This window comes from Pararhodobacter aggregans (assembly GCF_003075525.1).
GTDB lineage: Bacteria > Pseudomonadota > Alphaproteobacteria > Rhodobacterales > Rhodobacteraceae > Pararhodobacter > Pararhodobacter aggregans.
In genome coordinates this window covers 105413-128086 of sequence record NZ_QDDR01000009.1, presented here as the reverse complement: position 1 = coordinate 128086, position 22674 = coordinate 105413, and the positions used below count along the sequence as shown (strand labels likewise).

Below are 22674 nucleotides of genomic sequence, written 5' to 3'. Positions count from 1 at the left end.
GCCCCGCCGCGGGAGGCCTGGGTGCCCGTGGCGGGGAAGGGCGTATTTGGGGCAGAATGAAGGGGCGAGGAAGGGGGGCGGTGCGTGCGCGCACGCAGCCTACGGGAGGGGGGTAGGGTGCGTGCTTGCACGCACCGCTTCCAGCCCCTGCGGCCTCGGGCCGCCGGTCGCCCAGTCGACCAGTTCGACCGTATGCACCACCGGCACCCCGGTGCCCGAGCCGATCTGCATCATGCAGCCGATGTTGCCGGCGGCGATCACATCGGGTTTCTTCGCTTCCAGCGTCGCCACCTTGCGGCGCTTCAACTCGCCGGAAATCTCGGGTTGCAGCAGGTTGTAGGTCCCGGCCGAGCCGCAGCAGAGATGGGGATCGGCGGGTTCCACAACCGTGAAGCCCAGCCGTTTCAGCAGCGCCTTCGGCGCGTCCTTGATCTGCTGGCCGTGTTGCAGCGAGCAGGCGGCGTGATAGGCGACGCGCAGGGGTTCGGGGGCCGCGCCCTCGGGTTTCAGCCGCGTCAGGACCTCGGACACGTCCTTGGCCAGCGCGGCGATTTGCGCGGCATCCTGCGCCAGCGGGTCGGTGCGGAACATATGGCCGTAATCCTTCACCGTCGTGCCGCAGCCCGAGGTGTTGATGACCACGGCGTCGAGCCCCTCGCCCCGCAGCTCGGCCATCCAGGCCTTGATGTTCCGCGCGGCCGAGGCGTGGCTCAGATCGGTCTGGCCCATGTGATGGGTCAGCGCGCCGCAGCAGCCCGCGCCCCGGGCCACCACCACCTCGCAGCCGAGCCGGGTCAGCACGCGGATCGTCGCGTCGTTGATGTCGGTGTTCAGCGCCTTCTGCGCGCAGCCGGTCATCAGGGCGACCCGCATCCGGCGTTCTCCCCGGGCCGGGAAGACCTGCGGCGCGTCGTTGCGGCTGACCGGGGGGATACGCTTCGGGGCCATGGCCAGCATCGCCTTCAGCCGCGCGTCGGGCATCAGGAAGGCGAAGGGTCGGCCGATCTTGGCCCCCAGCAGGGCCAGCCGGAAGCGGGTCGGATAGGGGATCACCCGGGCCAGCATCCAGCGCAGGAAACGGTCCATCGGCGGGCGCTTGTAGGTCTTCTCGATATGGTCGCGGGCGATGTCGACCAGATGCATGTAATGCACGCCCGAGGGGCAGGTGGTCATGCACGACAGGCAGGACAGGCAGCGGTCGATATGCTTGACGGTCTTCTCATCCGCCGGGCGGCCCTGCTCCAGCATGTCCTTGATGAGGTAGATCCGGCCGCGCGGGCTGTCCAACTCGTCGCCCAGCACCTGATAGGTCGGGCAGGTGGCGGTGCAGAAGCCGCAATGGACGCAGGTCCTGAGCACCTCGTTGGCGCGCTGGATCGCGGGGGCTTTCAACTGCTCGGGCGTGAAACTGGTCTGCATGGCGGGGCCCCTAGAGGAAGATGACGGCGGCCAGCGCGGCCAGCGCCAGCGGCGTGAGGATCATCGCCAAGAGGCGCGGGCCGATCCCGGCCTCGCGTCCGGCGGCAAGGCGCCAGGCGATGGCCGCGAGCGCGGCCGAAAGCAGGACGAAGACCCCCAGCATGAGGATCAGCGCCTCGAACCCGCGTGCCATGCCGCAACCGGCGGGGTCGCTGTTGCAGGGCTGCCCCATGGTGCCGAGCGCCAGCGCGGTCATCAGCCCCGCACCCAGGATCACGCCCGCCACCGGCACCCAGAGCGGGCGGGCGAGGGAGATCACCGCGAAACCGGGCAGCAGGATCAGGGCAAAGGGGATCAGGGCTTCGACAAAGGACATGTCAGGCGTCCATCAGTCCGGGGTTCAGCACCCCGCGCGGATCGAACCTTGCGCGCAGGCCGCGGGTCAGGGCGGCGATGGCGGGGGGCTCGGGCGGGAAGGGGGCGATATGGCGCCGCGTCTCGGCGCTGGCGCGGATCAGCGTGGCGTGGCCGGGGAAGTCGCCGAGACGCGCGCGCAGGTCGACGCCCTCGCCCAGCCGCAGCCAGATCAGGCCGCCGCCCCAGTCGTAAAGCGCCTCGCCCCCGGCCTTCGCCACCAGCGCCGCGGATTCCGAGGGTTTGACGGCGATGCGCCAGACATCGCCGTCCTGATCGTGGAACGGCGCCACGTCGCGGACCTGCGCCCAGAGGCTGGCGGTTTCGGCGGCGCCCAGCGTTACCGAGCGGCCGAAGGGGGCCAGCGCCTTGGCCAGTTCGTCGGCGCGGTAGGCGACGGAACGGGCGAAGCCCTCGACCCGCAGCAGGGTGCGCTGGTCGGGCAGATGGGCGGCGGCGTTCACCTCCCACGGGGTTTTCAGCGCCTCGGCCATCAGCCGCAGCGCCGAGGCGGAATCGAGCCCCTGCCAGAGGATCGTGGCGGCGCTTTCCGGCGCGGGCAGCAGCTTGAAGGCGACTTCGGTCAGGACGCCCAGCGTGCCCCAGCTGCCCGCCATCAGCTTGACCAGATCATAGCCGGTCACGTTCTTCATCACCCGGCCGCCGTTCTTGACCACGGTCCCGGTGCCGTCGACGAAGCGCACGCCGATCAGGCTGTCGCGGCAGGCCCCCGCCTGCACCCGCCGGGGGCCCGAGGCATTGGCGGCGACCATGCCGCCCAGCGTCGGCTCGCCCGTGGTGCGCAAGAGGCCCCGGTGATCCATCGGCTCGAAGGGCAGGCGCTGGCCTTCGGCGGCGAGCGCGGCCTCGACCTCGGCCAGTGGCGTGCCGGCCTTTGCCACCAGCGTCAGGGCGCCGGGTTCATAGAGCGTGATGCCGGAAAGCGCGCCGGTCTCCAGCAGCGCGCCGGTTTGCGGGCGGCCCACCGGGCGGGTGCCGCCGCCGCGGATCGCCAAGGGGGCCGAGGCGAGACGGATCGCCTCGGCCAGCTCGGCCTCGGTTTCGGGGCGCAGCACGGCGATCGTGTCGGGGTTCATGGTGTCACCTCCGGGGAGCGGGACAGGCGGAACCCTCCGGCGGGCGCGGGGCCTGCCGTAGGGGATCCCGCGCAGGGCGCGGGACGGGTCAGTTGCCGAAGGCGGAGCAGGCCGCGCCCGCGGGCCAGCCGCCGGGCAGGGCATGCGAGACGAAGTAAGGCTCGCCCGCCGCCAGCGCGGGCAGCACCACCGAGCCCTGCATCGCGGTGCCGGTCACGTTCCAATGGGCCACGGTTCCGGCCGCGACCGGGAAATCCGCCCAGATATGCAGGTCGTCGGGGAATTCCACCGGCGTGCCCGAAACGACGCAATGGAGCCGCAGCCGCAGATGCGGGATCACCGGGCCGAGCTGGTAGGTCGGCCTGAGCGTCGGAATCCGCATGTACTCGCTGCGGTAGAGCCGGGCGGAGGGAGCCTCCATCAAGGCCGAGATCATCGGCATGACCCGGGCGATGGCCGGGTCGGGGGCATGCGCCGAGGCGGCCATGGGCAGCATCAGCGCGGCGAGCGAGGCAGTCAGAAGGGATTTGAGCGAAAGCATGGCGATATCCTGTGTTGCAAAACGCCGCCCGGGGGCTTCCGGGAGGCATGAACACAGGGTGCTGGCTTTGGCGGGTGACAGACAAAATCGGGACCAGGTTATCGGGTTGCGTGAACCCCCGGCGGGGGAAGGGCGACCTATCGGATGGCCCCGGGCTCACGAGGCCCGGCGCGTTTCGCTGGCGCCAAGGGGGAAGACCTTGGCGGGGTTCAGCAGCCAGTCGGGGTCGAAGACATCCTTGACCCGCATCTGCGCCTCCAGATCCTCGGGCGCGAATTGCACCACCATCAGGTCGCGCTTCTCGATGCCCACGCCATGCTCGCCGGTCAGGCAGCCGCCGACCTCGACGCAGAGCTTCAGGATCTCGGCCCCCAGCGCCTCGCAGGTTTGCAGATCGCCGGGCTTGTTGGCGTCGAACAGGATCAGCGGATGCATGTTGCCGTCGCCCGCGTGGAACACATTCGCCACGTCGAGCCCGTATTCCCGGCTCAGCTCGCCGATCCGCCGCAACACGCGGGGCAGTTCGCTGACCGGGATGGTGCCGTCGAGACACATGTAATCGTTGATCTGACCCATGGCGCCGAAGGCGGATTTGCGGCCCAGCCAGATCTTTTTCGATTCCTCCTCGGACTGACTTTCGCGGAATTCCACGGGGTCGTGACGCGCCGCGATCTGGCGGATCAGGCCCAGTTGCTCGTCGATCTCGGCGTCCGAGCCCTCGACCTCGACGATCAGTAGCGCCTCGCAATCGGGGTATCCGGCATGGGCGAAGGCCTCGGTGGCGCGGATGCAGGGGCGGTCCATGAATTCGATGGCGACGGGCAGGACACCGGCCTTGATGATGTCGCTGACGCAGGCCCCGGCGATCTCGTTGGCCGAAAAGCCGATCAGCACCGGCCGCGCGCCCTCGGGCTTGGGCAGGATGCGCAGCGTCGCCTCGGTCACCACGCCCAGCTGCCCCTCGGACCCGCAGATCAGGCCCAGCAGGTCCAGACCGCCCGCGTCCATCCAAGGGCCGCCGATCTGGACCACGGTGCCGTCCATCTGCACCAGCGTCACGCCCAGCAGGTTGTTGGTCGTCACGCCGTACTTGAGGCAATGCGCCCCGCCCGAGTTCATGGCGATGTTCCCGGCAATGGCGCAGGCCAGCTGCGACGAGGGGTCGGGGGCATAGAAGAACCCGTCCGCTTCGACGGCGCCGGTGACCGACAGGTTGGTGCGCCCGGTCTGCACGCGGATGAAGCGGTTGTCGTAATCGGTTTCCAGCACCGCGTTCATCCGCGCCACGCCCAGGATGACCGAATCGGCGGTCGGCAGCGCGCCGCCCGCCAGGCTGGTGCCCGCGCCGCGCGGCACCACCGGCACGCCTTCGGCATGACAGAGGCCGAGGATTGCCGCGACTTCCTCGGTGGTGCGGGGCAGGACGGCGGCGAGGGGCGGGCAGCGATAGGCGGTCAGCCCGTCGCATTCATAGGCCCGCGTCTCGTGCGGGTCGTCGATGACCGCATCGGCGGGCAGCAGCGCCCGCAGGCGCGCGACGATGCTGGCGCGGCGGCCGAGGATGTCGGCGCTGGGACGGGGCATCTGCATGGCGTTCCTCCTCGGAGCCTCGTGACGGCCGCTTTGGTAAGAAAATATAACCAGTTTCGCGGGCGCGTCCAGCGCGATTGCCGGATGCGGTGGTTGACAGCGGGGCGGGGCGCGTCCGATGTGACGATGTAGCGCGAAACCAGCCCGGAAACAGCGATGCCGGAAACGACGACGATTGCCCAGACGATCCTTGCCCTGCTGTCGCCCGCCGATCTGGCGGCGCTGGGGCTGGTGGCGCTTGCCTGGTACGGGCTGGGCTGGCGCATCGAGCTGACGAAGACCGCCAAGCCCTCGGTCACCGTGCTGATGGCGCAATACCGGCGCGAATGGCTGAAGCAATTCGTCACGCGGATGCCGCGGATGTACGATGCCTCGGTCCTGGCGAGCCTCAGGCAGAGCACCAACTGGCTGGCCTCGACCACGCTGCTGGCGCTGGGCGGGTTGCTGGCGCTGATCGGCAATCCCGAGCAATTGCGGGGCGTGGCGCAGGACCTGTCGCTGGAGGCGGGATCGGCGCGGTCCTTCGAGACGCGGCTCTTGCTGGCGGGCCTCTTCCTGTCGCACGGTTTTCTGAAGTTCCTGTGGTCGAACCGGCTGTTCGGCTATTCCTCGATCATGATGTCGACGGTGCCGAACGAGGCCACGGACCCGCTGGCCTATCCCCGCGCGCGCCAGGCGGCCGAGATCAACATCCGCGCCGCCTATAATTTCAACCGCGGCCTCAGGGCGACCTATTTCGCCCTGGCCTCGCTGGCCTGGCTGCTGGGACCCTGGGCGCTGATGGCGGCGGCGCTGGTGGTGAGCTGGCTGATCTGGTCGCGCGAATTCGCCTCGCATTCGCGGGGCGTGCTGCTGGACCCGCCGCCGGAAGGGTGAGGCGTTTCGCCCTCGTTCCTCGGGCGACCGATCGGGGGGCTGCTCGCCCCCCGAACCCCCTCGCCAAAGGGGGGCACGCCCCCCTTTGGAAACCCCGTGGATATTTAAGGCGCAAAGAAGGGGCGGGTCAGGCCCCTTGCGCCCGTTCGCCCTGGGCGCGGGCGGCGGAGAGGTCCTGGCCGGGGGAAAGCGCCTCGGGGTCGAGGATCAGCTCGATCACCGCGACCTTTCCCGAGGCCCGGGCCCGGGCGAAGGCCTCGGCGAAATCCTCGGTCCGGCGCACGGTTTCGCCATGGCCGCCGTAAGACCGGACCAGCGCCGCGTAATCGGGGTTGAAGAGCTCGGTCCCCGAGACCCGCGCCGGATAGGTGCGTTCCTGATGCGCCCGGATCGTGCCATAGCGGCCGTTGTTGGCCAGGATGACGATCGGCGTCGCGCCGTGCTGGCGGGCGGTGGACAGCTCGTTCAGCGTCATCTGGAAACAGCCGTCGCCGGCGAAGCAGAGCACGGTCTTTTCCGGGTGTTCGAGGCTGGCAGCGATGGCGGCGGGGAAGCCGTAGCCCATGCTGCCCGAGGTCGGCGCAAGCTGGCCCGGCCAGGCGCGGGGGCGGAAATAGCGGTGCATCCAGGCGGCGTAATTGCCCGCGCCGTTGGTGGCGATGGCATCCTCGGGCACATGGTCCGAGAGCCAGCGCATCACCTGCTCCAGCTTCACCGCGCCGGGGGTTTCGCGGGGCGTGGTGAAGGCCTCGTAATCGGCGCGGGCGGCTTGGGTCCAGGCCGACCAGTCGGGCAGGTCCTGCGGCACGCTGGCCTTCAGTGCCGCAATCATCGCCGGGGCTTTCGCCACCATCGCCAGATCAGGGCGCCAGACATGGCCCAGTTCGTCGGGGTCGCTGTGAATATGGAGGATCACCTTGCCGGGCGCCGCGGGGTCGACAAGGTCATAGCCATTGGTCGCCGTGTCACCGAGCCGCGCGCCGACGATCAGCAGGAGATCGGCCTCTTTCAGCCGCGCCCCCAGTTTCGGGTTCATGCCGACGCCGAGGTCGCCGGCGTAATTCGGGTGGCGGTTGTCGATCCGGTCCTGGCGGCGGAAGGTGACGGCGACGGGGAGGCCGCTGGCCTCGGCCAGCGCGGCGAGATCGCGCGCGGCCTCGGCCGACCAATGCGGGCCGCCCACGACGAGGAGCGGCTTGTCGGCGCTTTTCAGCGCCTGCCAGACGGCCCCGGTCTGCGGCGGGGCGGAAAGGGGCGCCGCGCGGGGCGGCAGGTCCGGCACGTCGGAAAGCGCCGACAGCATGTCCTCGGGCAGCGCCAGCACCACCGGGCCGGGGCGACCCGATTGCGCCAGATGGAAGGCACGGCTCAGGTATTCGGGCAGGCGGCGGATGTCGTCCACTTCCGTGGCCCATTTGGCGAGCCCGCCGAAGACCCGGCGGTAATCGACCTCCTGAAACGCCTCGCGGTCGCGGTGGGCGGTGTCGATCTGGCCGACGAACAGGATCATCGGCGTCGAATCCTGCTGCGCCACATGGATCCCGGACGAGGCATTGGTGGCGCCGGGGCCACGGGTGACGAAGGCGATGCCCACCTCGCCGGTGAGCTTGGCGTGGGCCTCGGCCATCATCGAGGCGCCGCCCTCGTGGCGGCAGACGACGTTCTGGATGCCGCTGTCATAGAGCCCGTCCAGGGCGGCGAGGAAGCTCTCGCCGGGGACCGAGAAGACGCGCCGCACGCCCTCGGCCTTGAGGTGATCGACCAGAATCTGTCCGCCGTGCCGCATGTCATGTCCTTCCGCTGCGCGGCGGGACGGTGGCGCAAATGGCGGCGGCATGCAAGATTGGCCGGGACAGGGTAGCGGAGAGGCGATGAGCGGGCCGAGATTGCTGGGGTTGTGCGGATCCCTGAGGGCGGAGAGCCTGAACCGCAAGCTGATGCTGGAGGCGGCGCGCGCCTTTGATGGCGAATTCGCCGAGGCAAGCCTCAGGCTGCCGCTGTTCGACGAGGATCTGGAAGCGCAGGGGATCCCGGCCGAGGTGGCGGCCCTGGCTGCGGCGGTGGCCGGGGCGGAGGCGGTGCTCTTCGCCTGCCCCGAATACAACAAGGCGCCGCCCGGGGCGGTGAAGAACGCGCTCGACTGGCTGAGCCGGCTGAAACCCAACCCGCTCAGGGGCAAGCCGGTGGCGATCGTCACCGCGGCGGACGGGCGGGCCGGGGGCGAGCGGTCGCAGATGATCCTGCGCTGGATGCTGGTGCCGCACAGGGTGGAGCCGCTGGCCTGGCCCGAGGTGCTGGTGGCCCGGGCCGGGACGGAGTTCGACGCCGAGGGGCGGCTGAAATCCGAGCGCTACCGGGCGCAGCTGGCCGAGCTGATGGGGCGCCTTAGGGACGCCTGCCGCTGAGCGGCGGGAGGCACGCTCCCGCCCGCCCACCCCGCGCGCCTCCCGCCGCGGAGAGGGCGGCGCTTGGGGCGACCCCGGGGGGCCAGCCCCCCGGACCCCCCGGGATATTTCAAGAACAAAGATGAGGGTCAAGCGCCCTCTGTTCTCCATCTTTGTTCTGCAAATATCCTCGGGAGGATTTTCAAGGAGGGTGGAAAACCCTCCTTGAAGCAGGGGGTGCGGGGGGCGGCAGCCCCCCGCTGCCGGTCGCCCGAGGCGCCCGCGACAGCGGGGACCGCGGGCGAAACCCCTCAGTCCTGGTTCAGCCGCCCCTCGCGTCCGCCGCGGCGCTTTTTCAGCAGGGTCGAGCGGTCCGGCAGCTGCGCCAGGATCTCGGCGCGGTTCTCGGGGCTCATCGCCGACCAGCCGGCGATCTCGTCCAGCGTGCGGAAGCAGCCGGCGCAGATCCCTGCCTTTGGATGGATCACGCAGATCTTGACGCAGGGACTGTCCAGTTCCTTGCGCATCCAGAGCGTATCGAGCGAGAGGTCGTTCATGGGTGAACCTTCGGGGTCGTCCGGGCCAAGATAGGCCTCTGACGGGGTGTTTCCAGCCTGTCAGCGACGCATGACGGCCAATCTGTCCAGGAAGCCCTGCAGGATGAACCCGGCTGCCACATGGTCGATCACCTCGGCCCGTTTCGCCCGCGAGGTGTCGAAATCAAGGAGCGCCCGCTCTGCCGCCACCGTCGACAGCCGTTCGTCCCAGAAGCCGATCGGCAGTTCGGTCAGGGCCGAGAGGTTGCGGGCGAAGGCGCGGGTGGACTGGCAGCGCGGCCCTTCCGACCCGTCCATGTTGAGGGGCAGGCCCAGCACGAAACCGGCAAGCCCCCGGGCCTTGGCGATTTCCAGCAGGCGCGCCGCATCCAGGGTGAATTTCTTGCGTTTCACCGTCTCGAGCGGTGTCGCGACCAGGCGGCGCAGGTCCGAGACCGCGACGCCGATGGTCTTTTCGCCGAGGTCCAGTCCGGCCAGTGCGCCCGAGGGCGCCAAGGCGGCGAGGAAGGCGTCGGTTTCGGTGAAGACGGCCATTATTCGGTGAACCCGGCCTGGCGGGCGGCGGCGTCGATGGTGGCCAGTGCCGCGGGCTGGTCGGCGAAGACCAGCCTTGCCTCGGACCAGATCGCCCGGGCGCGTTCGGACTGGCCCAGCACCCCCAGCGCGTTGATCAGCCGGGCCCAGTCCTCGGCCGGGCCGCCTTGGTTCGAGAGCCTGGAGGCCAGCCCCTCGACCATGCCGCCGATCATCTGCTGGCGGTCCTCGTTGCTCATTTCCGATGCGGCCTCGACATCCGCCGCCGAAGGGCCGCGCCCGCCCGCAGTCACCGGCGGCAGCGTGTAGCGCACGCCGGCGGCGGCGGCGAGTTCCTCGATCGAGGCGCGGATCGCCGGCACCCAGGGGTCATCGGGTTCGCTGTCTTCCAGCAGTCCGCGCCACAGGCGGAAGGTCAGGTCGGGCCGCCCGGTCTGGGCGAACATCAGCCCGAGGTAATAGCGCGCCGTGCCGTTCTGCGGATCCCTTTGCAGGATGCGTTCCAGCACCGCCTCGGCCTCGGGCGAGATCAGCCCGCCAGTGGCCAGCGCCATCGTCTCGGCCAGCGAGACCAGATCCTCGACCGGGGCGGCATCGCCCTGCAGCTCGATCAGGTGGATCCAGGCGGCGGCCGAGGCGCTGTAATTGCCGATATTGCCCTCGTTCACGGCCAGCAGCCGCAGGCCGCGGGGATCGTCCGGGCGGTTGGTCAGCGCCTCGCGCAGCTGGCCCATGAGGGTGGCGTATTGCGGGTCGATCTCGGGCGCGGGCGGGCGCTGGGGATCGTCCTGCCAGGCGGCCTCCATCGCCGTTTGTCCGGGGCGGGCCTCGCGCAGGACCTGGGCCTGGGCGTAGCGGTCGACCAGCGGCATGTCCTCGTAGCCCGGCGCCCCCTCGCGCCAGTAGAGGGCGACGGCCAGGATCGGCGCCAGTGCCACCAGCACCAGCGCCAGGGTCTTCATCGAGGCGGGCGATTCGCCCAGCGCCGTGGCGCCGCGCTTGTCGGCGTCCAGCAGCCGCCGCGCGGTTTCGGTGCGCAGGCGCTCGGCCTCTTCGGCGGCGATCAGGCCGCGGGCCTGGTCGCGCTCGATTTCCTTGAGCTGGTCGCGGTAGATGCGCATCTCGCGCCGCTGGCCGGGCTCGGCGACCTCGACCCGCGCGCCGCGCCGCAATCCCAGCACCGCCAGCACGACGATCACCGCCGTCAGGGCCACCGCCGGGCCCAGGAACCACCAGATCGCCATGCCACCTCCTGTTCGCAGCCTCTCCCATAGCCGGAAGACGCCGGGGAAAAAAGCCAAACCGCCGTCAACTGCCCGCGACAAAGGGCCCAAAGCGGCCCCGGGGATGCGGCGCGGGGACGCAGCTTTCGGCCTATGTCGGTTTTGGCCTCATTGTGCCGCTTGCAGCCAAGGCTTATCCCCCGGCGCAATCCATCACCGGGGCAAAACCCGGCGCTGAAAGGGAGTACGCCCATGACCCGCTATTCGGCCTTCGCCATCGCCCGTGAAGCCCTGCGCCAGCACACGGGCTGGACGCGGGCCTGGGCCTCGCCCGAGCCCGCCTCGCACTATGACGTGGTGATCGTCGGTGCGGGCGGCCACGGCCTGGCGACGGCCTATTACCTCGGCAAGAATTTCGGCATCCGCAATGTCGCGATCATCGAGAAAGGCTGGCTCGGCGGCGGCAACACCGGCCGCAACACCACGATCATCCGCTCGAACTATCTGCAGGACCCGTCCGCCGCGATCTACGAGAAGGCGCGCAGCCTCTACGAGGGGCTCAGCCAGGACCTGAACTACAACGTCATGTTCAGCCCGCGCGGCGTGATGATGCTGGCCCAGACCGAGCACGAGATCCGCGGCTACAAGCGCACCGAGATGGCCAACAAGCTGCAGGGCGTCGATACCCGCTTCATCGGCCCGGCCGAGGTGAAGCGTCTGGTGCCGATCATGAACATCGAGGGGCCGCGCTATCCGGTCCTCGGCGCGCTCTGGCAGCCGCGTGGCGGCACCGCGCGCCATGATGCGGTGGCATGGGGCTATGCCCGGGCCTGTTCTGCGATGGGCATGCATGTCATCCAGAATTGCGAGGTCACCGGCGTCGAAAGCGCGGGCGGCGAGGTGACGGCGGTCAACACCACCAAGGGCACCATCGGTTGCAAGAAGCTGGGCATCGTCGTCGCGGGTCATTCCGGGCATCTGGCGGCGATGGCGGGCTTCCGGCTGCCCATCGAATCGGTGGCGCTGCAGGCCATGGTGTCCGAGCCGATCAAGCCCTGCATGGATGTGGTCGTGATGGCCAACACCGTGCATGGCTACATGAGCCAGTCGGACAAGGGCGAGATGGTGATCGGCGGCGGCGCCGACCATTTCAACAATTACACCCAGCGGGGTTCCTGGCAGCACATCGAGGAAACCGTCCGCTCGCTGATCGAGACCTTCCCGATGCTCTCGCGGCTGAAGATGCTGCGGCAATGGGGCGGGATCGTCGACATGACCGGCGACCGCTCGCCGATCATCTCGAAGACGCCCCTGGGCAATACCTTCATCAACTGCGGCTGGGGGACGGGCGGCTTCAAGGCGATCCCGGGTTCGGGCTGGGCCATGGCCGACCTGATCGCCAAGGGCGAGCCGGGCCCGCTGGCGCGCGACTTCTCCATGTTCCGCTTCCGCGAGGGCCGCTTCATCGACGAAAGCGTCGCCGCCGGGGTGGCCCACTGATGAGCGTATCGGCCGGTTCCTGCCAACGGGCTCTGCGCCCCGGGAACCCGGGGCACGCCCCGGTTGTTTTTTCCGCAAGTGCCATCGCACAGGAGGAGAAGACATGGCCTATCCCAACGAACCGCATAATCCCTATGCCCGGGTCGAACCGCGCGGGGATCTGGACTATCGGCGCCCGGGCAGTCGCTCGGGGGGCGTCGGCATCGCCATCGGCGCTGTCGTCGTCGCGCTGCTCATCGGTCTCATGCTGTTCAGCGGCGCCAGCGAAGAGCCCCTGCTCGACCCCGCGGCGCCCAATGCCGCAGGCGAGGTCGCCCCGGCTCCGGCCCCGGCGCCCAGTCTGGTGCCGGCCGATCCGGCCGCTGGCGAGCCTGTCGCCCCGGCCCCTGCCGAGTAAGGCAGCCTGCCGTTTCGTGACCTGCGGCACCGGGGCCATTGCGCGCCCCGGTGCCGTTCTGTTGCCGATGTGCGATCCGGGGTACGATCCGGGGCTGGGGGACACGCGGGCCATCGCGCTGTCCCCCCTTGCCCCTGAAGGGCATTCCGGCCGCGGGCCATCCTGCGCTTTGTCCGTCCCCCGCCTGTCCCGTCGTGGCATCCGCACCGGGAGCGGGAGCATGCGCGCTGCGGCCGCCGGTCGCGCATCGGCGGATGACCGCTCGCCCGGACTGGCTGGCGAAACCGGGCGGAACCAGAGCCGGAGGGCGGGCGTTTTCTGTGCAAATGGACTTCGCACAGGAGACATCCCATGTCGTATACCACTGAAAACACCGGCACCCCGCCGAACCACACCACCAACAACTACACCACCAACACCACCGTCCCGCCGCAGCGTTCGGGCGGCTCGGGTGTGGCTCTGGCCATCGGTGCGCTCGTCGCGCTGGCGGCGATCATCGCCTATTTCGTCATCGCCAACCCCGGCCCGGCCGATGACACCGTCAACATCTCGGTCGACGCCCCGGCGGCTGTCGAGAATTCGGCCGAACGTGTCGGCGAAGCGGCTGGCGCTGCTGCCGATGCCGTGGGCGATGCCGCGACCGGCGCCGCGCAGGCCGTCGAAGGCGCTGCCGAACGCGCCGCGTCGGACACCAACTAACCCGCTTTTCGCGAATGATCACACCGACCGGGCTGGTCGCGGCTTTGCCGTGGCCAGCCCTTTCGCATGGCCAACGGAGGTTTCATGCTGCTGCTGAGCTGCCCCTGCTGCGGGGTCACCGCCGAGGAAACCGAATTCGCCAATGGCGGCGAGGCGCATCTCAAGCGCTTCGGCCCCGGCTCCACGGATGCCGAATACGAGGCCTATATGTTCGCCCGCAAGAACCCGCGTGGCGTGCATTTCGAGCGCTGGCGCCATGCCTATGGCTGCGGCAAGTGGTTCCTGATGGCGCGGGACACGATGACGCTGGAGGTCTATGGCACCTACAAGGCCCAGACTTCGGCCCCGCCCGAGGAGCTGCAGGCGCATATCAAGGCCCGCCGGCCGGAATGGGAGGGTTTCTGATGAGCCATCGTCTGGGCACCGGGGGGCGCCTCATCGACCGCGCCCGCCCGATGGATTTCACCTTCAACGGCAAGACCATGCGCGGTTATGCCGGTGACACGCTGGCGGCGGCGCTGCTGGGCGCCGGGCAGACGCTGGTCGGCCGGTCCTTCAAGTACCACCGCCCGCGCGGCATCATGGCGTCCGGCGCCGAAGAGCCGAACGCGCTGGTGGGTCTGGGCGAGGGGCAGCGCTATGAACCCAATCAGCGCGTCACCACGACCGAGCTGTTCCCCGGCCTGAAGGCCACCAGCCAGAACCACTGGCCGAGCCTTGAATTCGACGTTGGCGCGATCAATGCCAAGCTGTGGCGCTTTTTCCCGGCCGGCTTCTATTACAAGACCTTCATCGCCCCGCGCCCCTTCTGGAAACACCTCTACGAACCGATCATCCGCCGCTCGGCGGGTCTGGGCCGGGCGCCCGACGCCGAGACGCATGACGCCGACCGCTATGAGCAGATCTATGCCTTCTGCGACGTGCTGGTCGCTGGCGGTGGCATCGCCGGGCTGAAGGCCGCGCGTGAGGCAGCCGAGGCGGGCAAGCGGGTCATCCTGACCGAGCAGAATGCCCATTTCGGCGGCCGCGCGGTCGTGGACGGCATCGAGGTCGACGGGCAGGCCGCCGGGGCCTGGGTATCGGCGCAGGTCGCGGCGCTGTCGGCCATGGCGAATGTCACCGTGCTGGCCCGGACCATGGTCTCGGGCGTCTATGACCACGGTTATGCGCTGGCCTATCAGCGGATCGCCGACCACACGCCGGGCGCCGAAAAGCCCCGCCACCGCCTGTGGCGCATCCGCGCGGGGCAGATCGTCGCCGCCACCGGCGCCATCGAGCGGCCGCTCAGCTTTGCCGGTAACGATCTGCCGGGGGTCATGCTGGCCTCGGCGGTGCGCGATTATGTGGTGAACTGGGCGGTCAGCCCGGGCAAGGCGGTCGCCGTCGTCACCAACAACGACGACGCCTATCGCACGGCGCTGGCGCTGCATTCCGTGGGCGTCAAGGTTCCCGCCGTCATCGACGCGCGGCGCGAGGCGACGGGCGACCTGCCGGCGCGGGCCCGCGCCGCGGGCATCCGCGTGATCGAGGACGCGGCCGTGCGCCATGTCGAGGGCGGCAAGGCGGTGACCGGCGTGGCAATCTGCCGCTTCAACTCGGACGGCGGCGCGGTGATCGAGACGCTGGCCTGCGACGCGCTGGCCATGTCCGGCGGCTGGTCGCCGGTCGTGCATCTGTGGTCCCATTGCGGCGGCAAACTGCTGTGGAACGAGGCCGGGGCCTTCTTCCGCCCCGATCCCCAGCGCCCGCCGCTGGGCGCGGACGGCAAGGGCTTCGTCACCTGCGTCGGTGCCGCCAACGGCGATCTGGGCACCGAGGGCGAGGCGCCGATGCTGCCGGTCTGGCTGATGCCCGCGCAGGCCAGCTACGACCTGCGCGCCAAGGCCTGGCTCGATCCGCAGAACGACGTGAAGGTCTCGGACGTGCAGCTGGCCGCGCAGGAGGGCTATGCCTCGGTCGAACACACCAAGCGCTATACCACGCTGGGGATGGCGACCGATCAGGGGAAACTCTCGAACATCAACGGCTTGGCGATCCTGTCCGACGCGCTGGGCCAGCCGATCCCGCAGACCGGCACCACCACCTTCCGCCCGCCCTATACGCCGATCTCGCTGGGCGCCATCGCCGGCGAGGCGCGCGGCGGCATCTTCCAGCCGCTGCGCAAGACGCCGATGTATGACTGGCATCTGGCCCGCGGCGCGCATTGGGAGCCGGTCGGCCATTGGCGGCGGCCCTATTGCTACCCGCAAGCGGGCGAAAGCCACGCGCAGGCGGTGAATCGCGAGATCACCCAGACCCGCAAGGCGGTCGGCATCCTCGACGCCTCGACGCTGGGCAAGCTGGTGGTGAAGGGGCCCGATGCGGGCCGCTTCCTCGACATGCTCTACACCAATGTCATGAGTAGCCTGAAGGTCGGCAAATGCCGCTACGGGTTGATGTGCAACGAGAACGGGTTCCTGTCGGATGACGGCGTGGTCGCGCGCCTGAGCGAGGATACCTGGCTCTGCCACACCACCTCGGGCGGGGCGGACCGGATCCACGGCTGGATGGAAGACTGGCTGCAATGCGAATGGTGGGACTGGAAGGTTCATGTCGTGAACCTGACCGAGCAATTCGCCCAGATCGCCGTGGTCGGCCCCAAGGCCCGGACGGTGCTGGAGAAGCTGGGCGGCGACATGGACCTCTCGGCCGAAGCCTTCCCCTTCATGGACTGGAAGGAAGGCCATCTCGGCGGCATCCCGGCGCGGATCTTCCGCATCTCGTTCTCGGGTGAACTCAGCTACGAGGTCGCGGTCCCGGCGGGGCAGGGGCTGGCTTTGTGGGAGCGGCTGATGGAGGCCGGCGCCGAATTCGGCGTGGCCCCCTATGGCACCGAAGCGCTGCACGTCATGCGGGCCGAAAAGGGCTTCATCATGATCGGCGACGAGACGGACGGCACGGTGATCCCGCAGGATCTGGGCCTGTCCTGGGCGATCTCGAAGAAGAAGTCCGACTTCCTCGGCAAACGCGGGATGGAGCGCGAGGCGATGGTCTCGGCCGACCGCTGGCAGCTGGTCGGTCTGGAAACGCTGGACGGCTCGGTCCTGCCGGACGGGGCGCTGGCGCCCCTGCCGGGCAAGAACGACAATGGCCAGCAGGAAACGCAGGGCCGCGTGACCTCGACCTATTACTCGCCGACGCTGGGCAAGGGCATCGCCATGGCCCTCCTGCACAAGGGGCCCGAGCGGATGGGCGAGACCGTCGAGTTCCAGAACGCAAGCGGCGGCACGGTGGCGGCGCGGGTCGTTGATCCGTGCTTCTACGACAAGGCCGGGGAGAAGCAGAATGTCTGAGGCGGTGAGCGCATTGGCCGGGGCGCGCGCCTCGGGTCTGGTCGAACTGGCGGATGCCGGGGCCACGGGGATGATCACGCTGCGCGGCGAGCTGTCCCTGCTGGGCGGGGCGCTGCAATCGGTGCTGGGCCTCGGCCTGCCGGGCCTGCGGCAGGTGGTGACGGGCGAGAAGGGGCAGGTCCTCTGGATGTCGCCCGACGAGTTGCTGGTCATCCTGCCCTATGCCGAGGCCACGGCTGCCGCCGCGGCGCTGACCGCGGCGTTGGGCGATGCCTTCGCCACGGTGGCCGTGGTGTCCGACGCGCGGGCGATGATCCGCGTCTCGGGCGCGCAGGCGCGGGACGTGCTGGCCAAGCTGATGCCGGTCGATTTCGCCGATTTCCCGGTGGGTTCGGTCCGCCGCTCGCGCGCGGCGCAGGTGGCGGCGGCGCTCTGGCGGGTCTCGGACAGCGACTGGTCGCTGATCTGCTTCCGCTCGGTCGCGGGCTATGTCTGGGAAGGGCTGGCCACCGTGGCGCAGCCCGGTGGCGAGGTCGGGCTCTACCGCTGACCGGAAGGTGGGCGAACCCGCGCCGAAAGGCGCGGAACCGCCCACCCTACGGCGCCCTGCCTCTGGCCGGTGGGCGACGTCAGGCATGGTTCGGGGGGCGAACCCGGTGGTCGCCTAACCGTCCAGGCTCTGCAGAACCTGTTGATAGACCGCACCTGGTGCCGTCTCGGCAGCGGGTCCCTCGACCCATTCCCGATCCGGCGCCAGCTTGCTCGCCGGGACCAGATGCCGCGCGATCTCGGCCGGGGTGGTGTCGTCGGGTGTCCCCGTCTCCCAGTCGTGAAAGGCTGTCGAGTAGCGCACGACCGCCCCGCTGGATGGCAGCTCGAGCAGCCCGCCCTCGGCAAAGAACACCAGACCGTCGCCCATCTCCTCGCCGATGAGGATCAGCCTGCGGCCCAGGCGATGCCTGAGGATGGCGACAAACACGATCGCCGCGGAAAAGGTGAACTTGTCGACCAGCACCGCCACGCGGCCGCGGCCGCTGTCACAGATGGCGTCGATCAGGGGCAGCGATCTGGAGAAGTTGCCGCCGGTGTTTCCGCGCAGGTCGAGCACGAGATTCCGGTCCGGGCAGCTCCGCAGATGCGCCGCGGCGCCAGCGATGGCGTCCGACAGCGCCCTTTCGCCGGGGTCGAAGAAACTGGGCAGGGCGAGTGACAGCCCGAGCCCCGGCCAATCCCCGACCGCTACGAAAGCCTCCGGTTTCCAGGCCGGGTCCGCCTTGCCATGCTCGTTTCTGGGATAGAGCAGCGAGGCCGGAACAATCCGTTCGTTCTCCAATGCCAGATCGGTTATTTGCCCGTTCGCGTCTTTCACGCGATACACGGTCCTGTCCGGGTCTGACGAAAACCCGAGGTGAGCCAAGGCATGGGGCCAGACGAGGAGAAGTGAGCCGATGACCCGTTTCCTCTGGCGCGTCCCCGCCAGGTACTTATCGGCGGCGGCGTCAATCCGGGCCAGGGGCGTGCCGTTGACGGCGATCAGCTCGCCTTTGGGCGCGGGTGTTGCCAGCGCCGAGGCCGTTACCTGCACCGTCGCCCCGATACTCACCAATCTCAACGGGAGGACCGAGATGGAATCGTTCGGGATCAGCCGTGTGTGGCCGTTGCCGGGAAGCGCGAGCAGGCGCATCGCGGAGAGCAGAAACGCGTCCTTCGAGCCCTCCAGCGCGGCGTGTCGCGCCTCTCGAAGGCAGCGGTCGATCATGGCCGGGTCGATCCGCCGGAAGCTGGGATCGATGGGCAGGATTCTTTCCAGAATTCGATCGAGGTCTTGGGTCAGGGACATGAGCCATGATGCGCAGGGAGGCGCGTCGAAGTCCAGATCGGGGGTCTTGTCCCGCGTCTGGTCTGGCGTCCGTCCGGCAAACCCCGTCGTGGCCTTCGGCCTCTGCCTGCTGTTCCTGCTGCCCGCGCCCGCCCGGGCCGAGCTGATCTGCCTGCTGGTCGCGGATGCGGAAACCGGCACGATCCTGCTGGAGGAGGGCGATTGCGACCGCCGTGTCACCCCTGCCTCGACCTTCAAGCTGGCGCTGGCGGTGATCGGCCATGACGCGGGCCTGCTGGAGGATGCCGAGCATCCGGTGATGATGTGGCAGCCGGGCGATCCCGATTGGGGGGGCGACAGCTGGCGCGGTGCCGTCTCGCCGCATGACTGGATGCGCGATTCCGTGGTCTGGTATTCCCAGCGGCTGACCCGGGCGCTGGGGGCGGAGCGCTTCGCCAATGCGGTGCGGGCGCTGGGCTATGGCAATGCCGATGTCACGGGCGATCCGGGGTTCGGCAACGGGCTGGAACGGTCCTGGATCGCCTCGTCCCTGACGATCAGCGGGCGGGAACAGGCCGAGTTCCTGCACCGGCTGCTGACCCGGACCCTGCCGGTGTCGCCCGCCTCCATGGCCTTTGCCGAAGGCCTCGCCACCGGGCACGAGGTCTCGGGCTGGCGTTTTCACGGCAAGACCGGCGGCGCCTATCCCCGCCGCACCGACCGCAGTTTCAACTATGCGCGGGGCTGGGGCTGGTACGCGGGCTGGGCGGAACGGGACGGACGGCGGGTGATCGTCGTGCGGCTGGCGCAGGATGAGGAACGCCACCCGGGTTCGCCCGGGCTGCGCAGCCGCGACCAGCTTTTCGCCGACTGGCCGGGGATCACCGCCCGGGCGGGGCTCTGACCCCGTAGGGTGCGTGCTCGCACGCACCATCCGGCCCCCTTCCCCCCGGTCGCGCCCGGGCCTAGGTTCGGTCCATGACCCGTCCCCTGCACCCCACCGCACTCGTCACCGGCGCCAATCGCGGCATCGGCCATGCCATCGCCGCCGGGCTCATCGCCCGCGGCTGCCGCGTCACCCTCGGCGCCCGTGACCCCGAAGAGGGTCAGCGCGCCGCCGCGGCGCTGGGCGCCCGCTTCGCCCGCATCGACCTGCAGGATCCCGAAAGCTATTTCGCGGCCGTCACCGCCGCGGGGGGCTTCGACATCCTGGTCAACAATGCCGGGATCCTCGGCCACCATTCCCTGCTGTCGCCTGACTCGGAGTTCGACACGGCGATGGAGGTGATGGTTCAGGCACCCCTGGACCTGATCCGCCTCAACGCGCCGCATTGGCGGGAAACCGGCTGGGGGCGGATCGTCAACCTGTCCTCGGGCTGGGGCGCGCATGCCGAGGGGCTGGAGGGCCCGGGCGCTTACGGCGTGGCCAAGGCGGCGCTGAACGCGCTGACCCGGGCGCTGCCCCGCGATCTGCCCGAGGGCGTCAAGATCAACGCCTGCTGCCCGGGCTGGGTGGCGACGGCGATGGGCGGGCCCGAGGCCCCGCTCAGCCCCGAGGAGGGCGCCGATACCCCGGTCTGGCTGGCGCTTCTGCCCGATGACGGGCCGACCGGCGGCTTTTTCCGCAGCCGCCAGCCGATCCCCTGGTGAGTCCCTGATCTCGCCGACACCGACCCGCGCCCCGGCGCGGGTTTTTTCTTGCCCGAAAGGGCTTTCCCGATACATTTCGCTTGCAAGGCTTAGTTATATTAGGCTAAGAAAAACTTAGGCAAGAAAATATCAAGCAAATGGCCGCCCAGCCCCCGCGCCCGAAACTGCCGCCGCTCACAGCGTTGCGCGCCTTCGAAGCCGCCGGGAGGCTGGGCGGTTTTACTCCTGCCGCCCGCGAGCTGGGGGTCACCCCTGCCGCTGTCACCGCCCATCTGAAAACCCTGGAACAATCGCTGGGCGCCGCTTTGTTCGAGCGTCATCCGCGGGGCGTCGCGCTGACCGATCTCGGCGCCCGGGTGCTGCCCGATTTCACCCGCGCCTTCCGCCAGCTGGATGCGGCCGTGCAGCGGCTGGAAGGCGAGGCCGCGCCGGGTCTGGTGCGGATCGCGACGACCGCCGATCTGGCGCAGCTCTGGCTCTCGCCCCGCCTGCCCCGGCTGCGCCGCGCGGGCTTTCAGGTGGTGCCGGTCCCGGTCGAGACTCCCGAGGCGGCGCGAGGGCTGGCCGATCTGGGTCTTTTCCTGCTGCCGGGCGCGGGACCAGAGGCGCCGCTGATCGCCGTTTCCGCCCCCGACGCCGCGCCCCCGCTCGCCAGGTTGGACCCGGTCCTGACCCTCAGACTGGCCGGACCCGCGGGTGACTGGACGCTCTGGGCCGAGGCGGCGGGCATTCCCGCCTTCCGCCCGCGCGGGCCGGTGCATGGCTCGGCGGCGCTGGCGCTGGAGGAGGCGGCGAATGGCGCCGGGCTGCTAGTCATCGCCCGCCCCCTGGCCGAGGCGGCGCTGGCACAGGGGCGGCTCAGCGATCCCTATGGCATCGCCGCGCCCAGTGGTCTGTCGCTGATGCTGTGGCCGCTCAGGGATCTGGCGCCGGACTCGGCCCCCGCGCAGGTGCTGGCGGCGCTGGGCTAGGCGATCAGCCGCGGCCAGAGCACCGCGTTGCGGCTGTGGAAGGCCTGGATATGGCCGATGGCGGCAAGGCCCGCGTCGCCCGGCCGGATCAGCCGATAGTCGATCTCGGCCCCCGGGTGCCAGGCCCGCATCCGCTCGACCGAGGCGGGCGGCAGCATCGTGTCATCTGACAACGCGATCATGGTCAGCGGGCCGGTGATCCCGGGCCGCCTGAGGCCGCCCAGCGACGGGTCGGCGGGCGGCCCGCCCCGGTCCAGCAGCCAGCGCCGCCATTGCCAGAAGACGCCCTTCGGCAGGTCCAGCCCCAGCCCCAGCCAGCGCGCGGGCAGATAGCCCAGCGCGGCGGTGCTCACCGGCCCCAGCAGATACCACAGCAGCGAGGCCCGGATGCGCATCGCGGGCGGGTGGTCGCTGATATGGCCATGCCCGGCGGCGACGGTGATGACCCGGGCCAGATCGCCGATGTCGTCCTGAAACCCCGCCGCGATGCCGCCCAGCGAATGACCGATCAGCCAGAGCGGCAGGCCCGGAAACCGCGCCCTGAGCGCCTCGCGCATTGTCACCGGGTCGTGCAGCACCCAATCCGTCATGCAGGCGGTCGAGCGGTAGGGCGCACCCGAGCCGCCGAAGTCCCGGTAATCCCAGGTCAGGACGGCGGCGTTGCGTTCCGCCGCCAGCCAGCGGGCGAAGGGCTGGTAGAAGCGCGCGGGCACCCCGGTCGCGCCGTTGATCGTGACCACCAGCGCGGGCTCGGGCGGCAGGGCCAGAAGCCCGCGCAACAAGGCCCCGGGCGGGCCCGGGGCGAAAGGTTCCTCACGGATCGCGGCCGGGCTCACCGCGCCCTGTCTCAGGAAAAGGCCGCGCCGAGCGCGATCTCGATCATCTCGCCGAACGAGCTTTGCCGGTCCGAGGCGGGCAGCGCCTCATGCGTGATCAGATGGTCCGAGATGGTCAGCACCGCCAGCCCCCGCACCCCGTGCCGGGCGCAGAGGTTGTAAAGCTCGGCCGCTTCCATCTCGACGCAGAGCACGCCGTGGCGCGCCATGATCTCGTTGAGGTCGGGGCGTTCGTCATAGAACACGTCCGAGGAATAGATATTGCCGACATGCGTGGCGATGCCCTTGGCCGTCGCCACCCGATGCGCCGCCGCCAACAGGCCGAAATCGGCCGAGGGGGCGAAGTTGATCTCGCGGAAGATCCCGCGCGAGGGGGTCGACAGCGTGGTCGCCGTCTGCGCCAGCACCACGTCGCGGATCTTGACCCGCTCCTGCATCGCCCCGGCCGAACCCACGCGGATCAGCGTCTGCGCGCCATAGTCGCGGATCAGCTCGTTGGCGTAGATCGAGATCGACGGCATCCCCATGCCCGAGCCATGGATCGTCACCGGATGGCCCTGCCAGGTGCCGGTATAGCCCAGCATGCCGCGCACCTCGTTCACCAGCCGCGGGTTCTCCAGGAACGTCTCGGCCGCCCAGCGCGCGCGATAGGGATCGCCCGGCAGCAGAACGGTCGGGGCGATGTCTCCGGCTTTGGCGCCGATATGCACGGTCATGGGCAACTCCTGTCCTTGATGAACGCCGACGCTAGCAGCAACGCCGGGCCGGCAAAAGCGTCCCGTCGCGTCGCGCGCCCGCCCTGACAGGAGGCGCTTTTCCTTTCCCGCCCCAGCCC

The 22674-nt window shown here is 69.7% G+C and carries 23 protein-coding genes; 11 read left to right on the top strand and 12 right to left on the bottom strand.

Going from position 1 to position 22674, the window contains the following annotated elements:
* Nucleotides 1-99: 99 nt before the first annotated feature.
* From glcF to DDE23_RS16865, 5 genes are all read right to left on the bottom strand, one after another.
* The gene (gene glcF, locus DDE23_RS16885) at nucleotides 100-1419 is read right to left on the bottom strand and encodes a glycolate oxidase subunit GlcF (RefSeq protein WP_107753236.1); all 1320 of its coding nucleotides are present in this window, start codon (nucleotides 1417-1419) and stop codon (nucleotides 100-102) included.
* Nucleotides 1420-1429: 10 nt separating this feature from the next.
* Nucleotides 1430-1795, bottom strand: coding sequence for a hypothetical protein (locus DDE23_RS16880; RefSeq protein ID WP_107753235.1), 366 nt, complete (start codon nucleotides 1793-1795; stop codon nucleotides 1430-1432).
* Nucleotide 1796: 1 nt separating this feature from the next.
* Nucleotides 1797-2906, bottom strand: a complete 1110-nt coding sequence (locus DDE23_RS16875) for an FAD-binding protein (protein WP_107753489.1) — start codon at nucleotides 2904-2906, stop codon at nucleotides 1797-1799.
* A 112-nt stretch (nucleotides 2907-3018) separates the two neighbouring features.
* Nucleotides 3019-3471, bottom strand: coding sequence for a hypothetical protein (locus DDE23_RS16870; RefSeq protein WP_107753233.1), 453 nt, complete (start codon nucleotides 3469-3471; stop codon nucleotides 3019-3021).
* Between the two features lie 156 nt (nucleotides 3472-3627).
* Nucleotides 3628-5061 carry an FAD-linked oxidase C-terminal domain-containing protein gene (locus tag DDE23_RS16865; protein WP_107753231.1) on the bottom strand — a complete coding sequence of 478 codons (1434 nt, stop codon included), beginning with the start codon at nucleotides 5059-5061 and terminating at the stop codon, nucleotides 3628-3630.
* Nucleotides 5062-5217: 156 nt separating this feature from the next.
* On the opposite strand from DDE23_RS16865, the gene DDE23_RS16860 reads away from it, so the two are divergent.
* Entirely contained in the window at nucleotides 5218-5937 is a 720-nt protein-coding gene (locus DDE23_RS16860; protein WP_107753229.1) for a DUF599 domain-containing protein, read from the top strand.
* A gap of 127 nt (nucleotides 5938-6064) precedes the next feature.
* Here the strand turns inward: DDE23_RS16860 and DDE23_RS16855 are convergent, their stop codons facing one another.
* Nucleotides 6065-7723 carry a thiamine pyrophosphate-binding protein gene (locus DDE23_RS16855; protein WP_107753227.1) on the bottom strand — a complete coding sequence of 553 codons (1659 nt, stop codon included), beginning with the start codon at nucleotides 7721-7723 and terminating at the stop codon, nucleotides 6065-6067.
* An 85-nt stretch (nucleotides 7724-7808) separates the two neighbouring features.
* Here DDE23_RS16855 and DDE23_RS16850 point away from each other — a divergent pair, with 85 nt between their 5' ends.
* Complete coding sequence (locus DDE23_RS16850) at nucleotides 7809-8342, top strand: NADPH-dependent FMN reductase (RefSeq protein WP_107753225.1); 534 nt, start codon at nucleotides 7809-7811, stop codon at nucleotides 8340-8342.
* 290 nt (nucleotides 8343-8632) lie between these two features.
* Here the strand turns inward: DDE23_RS16850 and DDE23_RS16845 are convergent, their stop codons facing one another.
* Genes DDE23_RS16845 through ccmI form a run of 3 tightly spaced genes read right to left on the bottom strand, consistent with a single transcriptional unit; the run spans nucleotide 8633 to nucleotide 10656 of the window.
* Nucleotides 8633-8878: a DUF1289 domain-containing protein gene (locus tag DDE23_RS16845; protein WP_107753223.1), complete on the bottom strand. Its 246-nt coding sequence runs from the start codon at nucleotides 8876-8878 to the stop codon at nucleotides 8633-8635.
* A 60-nt stretch (nucleotides 8879-8938) separates the two neighbouring features.
* The gene (gene ruvX, locus DDE23_RS16840; RefSeq protein ID WP_107753221.1) at nucleotides 8939-9412 is read right to left on the bottom strand and encodes a Holliday junction resolvase RuvX; all 474 of its coding nucleotides are present in this window, start codon (nucleotides 9410-9412) and stop codon (nucleotides 8939-8941) included.
* Complete coding sequence (ccmI, locus tag DDE23_RS16835) at nucleotides 9412-10656, bottom strand: c-type cytochrome biogenesis protein CcmI (protein ID WP_107753219.1); 1245 nt, start codon at nucleotides 10654-10656, stop codon at nucleotides 9412-9414. The genes ruvX and ccmI overlap by 1 nt, the downstream gene beginning before the upstream one ends.
* Before the next feature lie 231 nt (nucleotides 10657-10887).
* Here ccmI and DDE23_RS16830 point away from each other — a divergent pair, with 231 nt between their 5' ends.
* From DDE23_RS16830 to DDE23_RS16805, 6 genes are all read left to right on the top strand, one after another.
* Complete coding sequence (locus DDE23_RS16830; protein ID WP_107753217.1) at nucleotides 10888-12135, top strand: sarcosine oxidase subunit beta family protein; 1248 nt, start codon at nucleotides 10888-10890, stop codon at nucleotides 12133-12135.
* Nucleotides 12136-12238: 103 nt separating this feature from the next.
* A complete protein-coding gene (locus tag DDE23_RS25180) occupies nucleotides 12239-12532 on the top strand; it encodes a hypothetical protein (RefSeq protein WP_157958055.1) in 294 nt (97 codons plus the stop codon).
* A gap of 351 nt (nucleotides 12533-12883) precedes the next feature.
* On the top strand, nucleotides 12884-13231 hold the full coding sequence (locus DDE23_RS16820) for a hypothetical protein (RefSeq protein WP_107753213.1): 348 nt from the start codon (nucleotides 12884-12886) through the stop codon (nucleotides 13229-13231).
* An 84-nt stretch (nucleotides 13232-13315) separates the two neighbouring features.
* Nucleotides 13316-13636, top strand: a complete 321-nt coding sequence (locus DDE23_RS16815; RefSeq protein WP_107753211.1) for a sarcosine oxidase subunit delta — start codon at nucleotides 13316-13318, stop codon at nucleotides 13634-13636.
* On the top strand, nucleotides 13636-16563 hold the full coding sequence (locus DDE23_RS16810) for a sarcosine oxidase subunit alpha family protein (protein ID WP_107753209.1): 2928 nt from the start codon (nucleotides 13636-13638) through the stop codon (nucleotides 16561-16563). The genes DDE23_RS16815 and DDE23_RS16810 overlap by 1 nt, the downstream gene beginning before the upstream one ends.
* On the top strand, nucleotides 16556-17113 hold the full coding sequence (locus tag DDE23_RS16805; protein ID WP_107753207.1) for a sarcosine oxidase subunit gamma: 558 nt from the start codon (nucleotides 16556-16558) through the stop codon (nucleotides 17111-17113). Before DDE23_RS16810 ends, DDE23_RS16805 begins: the two co-directional genes overlap by 8 nt.
* Before the next feature lie 114 nt (nucleotides 17114-17227).
* Here the strand turns inward: DDE23_RS16805 and DDE23_RS16800 are convergent, their stop codons facing one another.
* Nucleotides 17228-18403 (bottom strand): S41 family peptidase, encoded by a 1176-nt coding sequence (locus DDE23_RS16800; protein WP_107753205.1) that lies wholly within the window; start codon nucleotides 18401-18403, stop codon nucleotides 17228-17230.
* An 88-nt stretch (nucleotides 18404-18491) separates the two neighbouring features.
* Between DDE23_RS16800 and blaOXA the strand changes: the two genes are divergently transcribed.
* From blaOXA to DDE23_RS16785, 3 genes are all read left to right on the top strand, one after another.
* Nucleotides 18492-19286, top strand: coding sequence for a class D beta-lactamase (gene blaOXA, locus DDE23_RS16795; protein WP_238150028.1), 795 nt, complete (start codon nucleotides 18492-18494; stop codon nucleotides 19284-19286).
* A 74-nt stretch (nucleotides 19287-19360) separates the two neighbouring features.
* On the top strand, nucleotides 19361-20032 hold the full coding sequence (locus DDE23_RS16790; protein WP_107753202.1) for an SDR family NAD(P)-dependent oxidoreductase: 672 nt from the start codon (nucleotides 19361-19363) through the stop codon (nucleotides 20030-20032).
* Nucleotides 20033-20169: 137 nt separating this feature from the next.
* Nucleotides 20170-21003: a LysR family transcriptional regulator gene (locus tag DDE23_RS16785; protein ID WP_107753200.1), complete on the top strand. Its 834-nt coding sequence runs from the start codon at nucleotides 20170-20172 to the stop codon at nucleotides 21001-21003.
* On the opposite strand, the gene DDE23_RS25335 is transcribed toward DDE23_RS16785, so the two are convergent.
* Nucleotides 21000-21839, bottom strand: a complete 840-nt coding sequence (locus DDE23_RS25335) for an alpha/beta hydrolase family protein (protein ID WP_107753198.1) — start codon at nucleotides 21837-21839, stop codon at nucleotides 21000-21002. The two genes, DDE23_RS16785 and DDE23_RS25335, sit on opposite strands and share 4 nt — an antisense overlap.
* 11 nt (nucleotides 21840-21850) lie before the next feature.
* Nucleotides 21851-22555 carry a purine-nucleoside phosphorylase gene (gene deoD / locus DDE23_RS16775; RefSeq protein WP_107753196.1) on the bottom strand — a complete coding sequence of 235 codons (705 nt, stop codon included), beginning with the start codon at nucleotides 22553-22555 and terminating at the stop codon, nucleotides 21851-21853.
* Nucleotides 22556-22674: the final 119 nt, after the last annotated feature.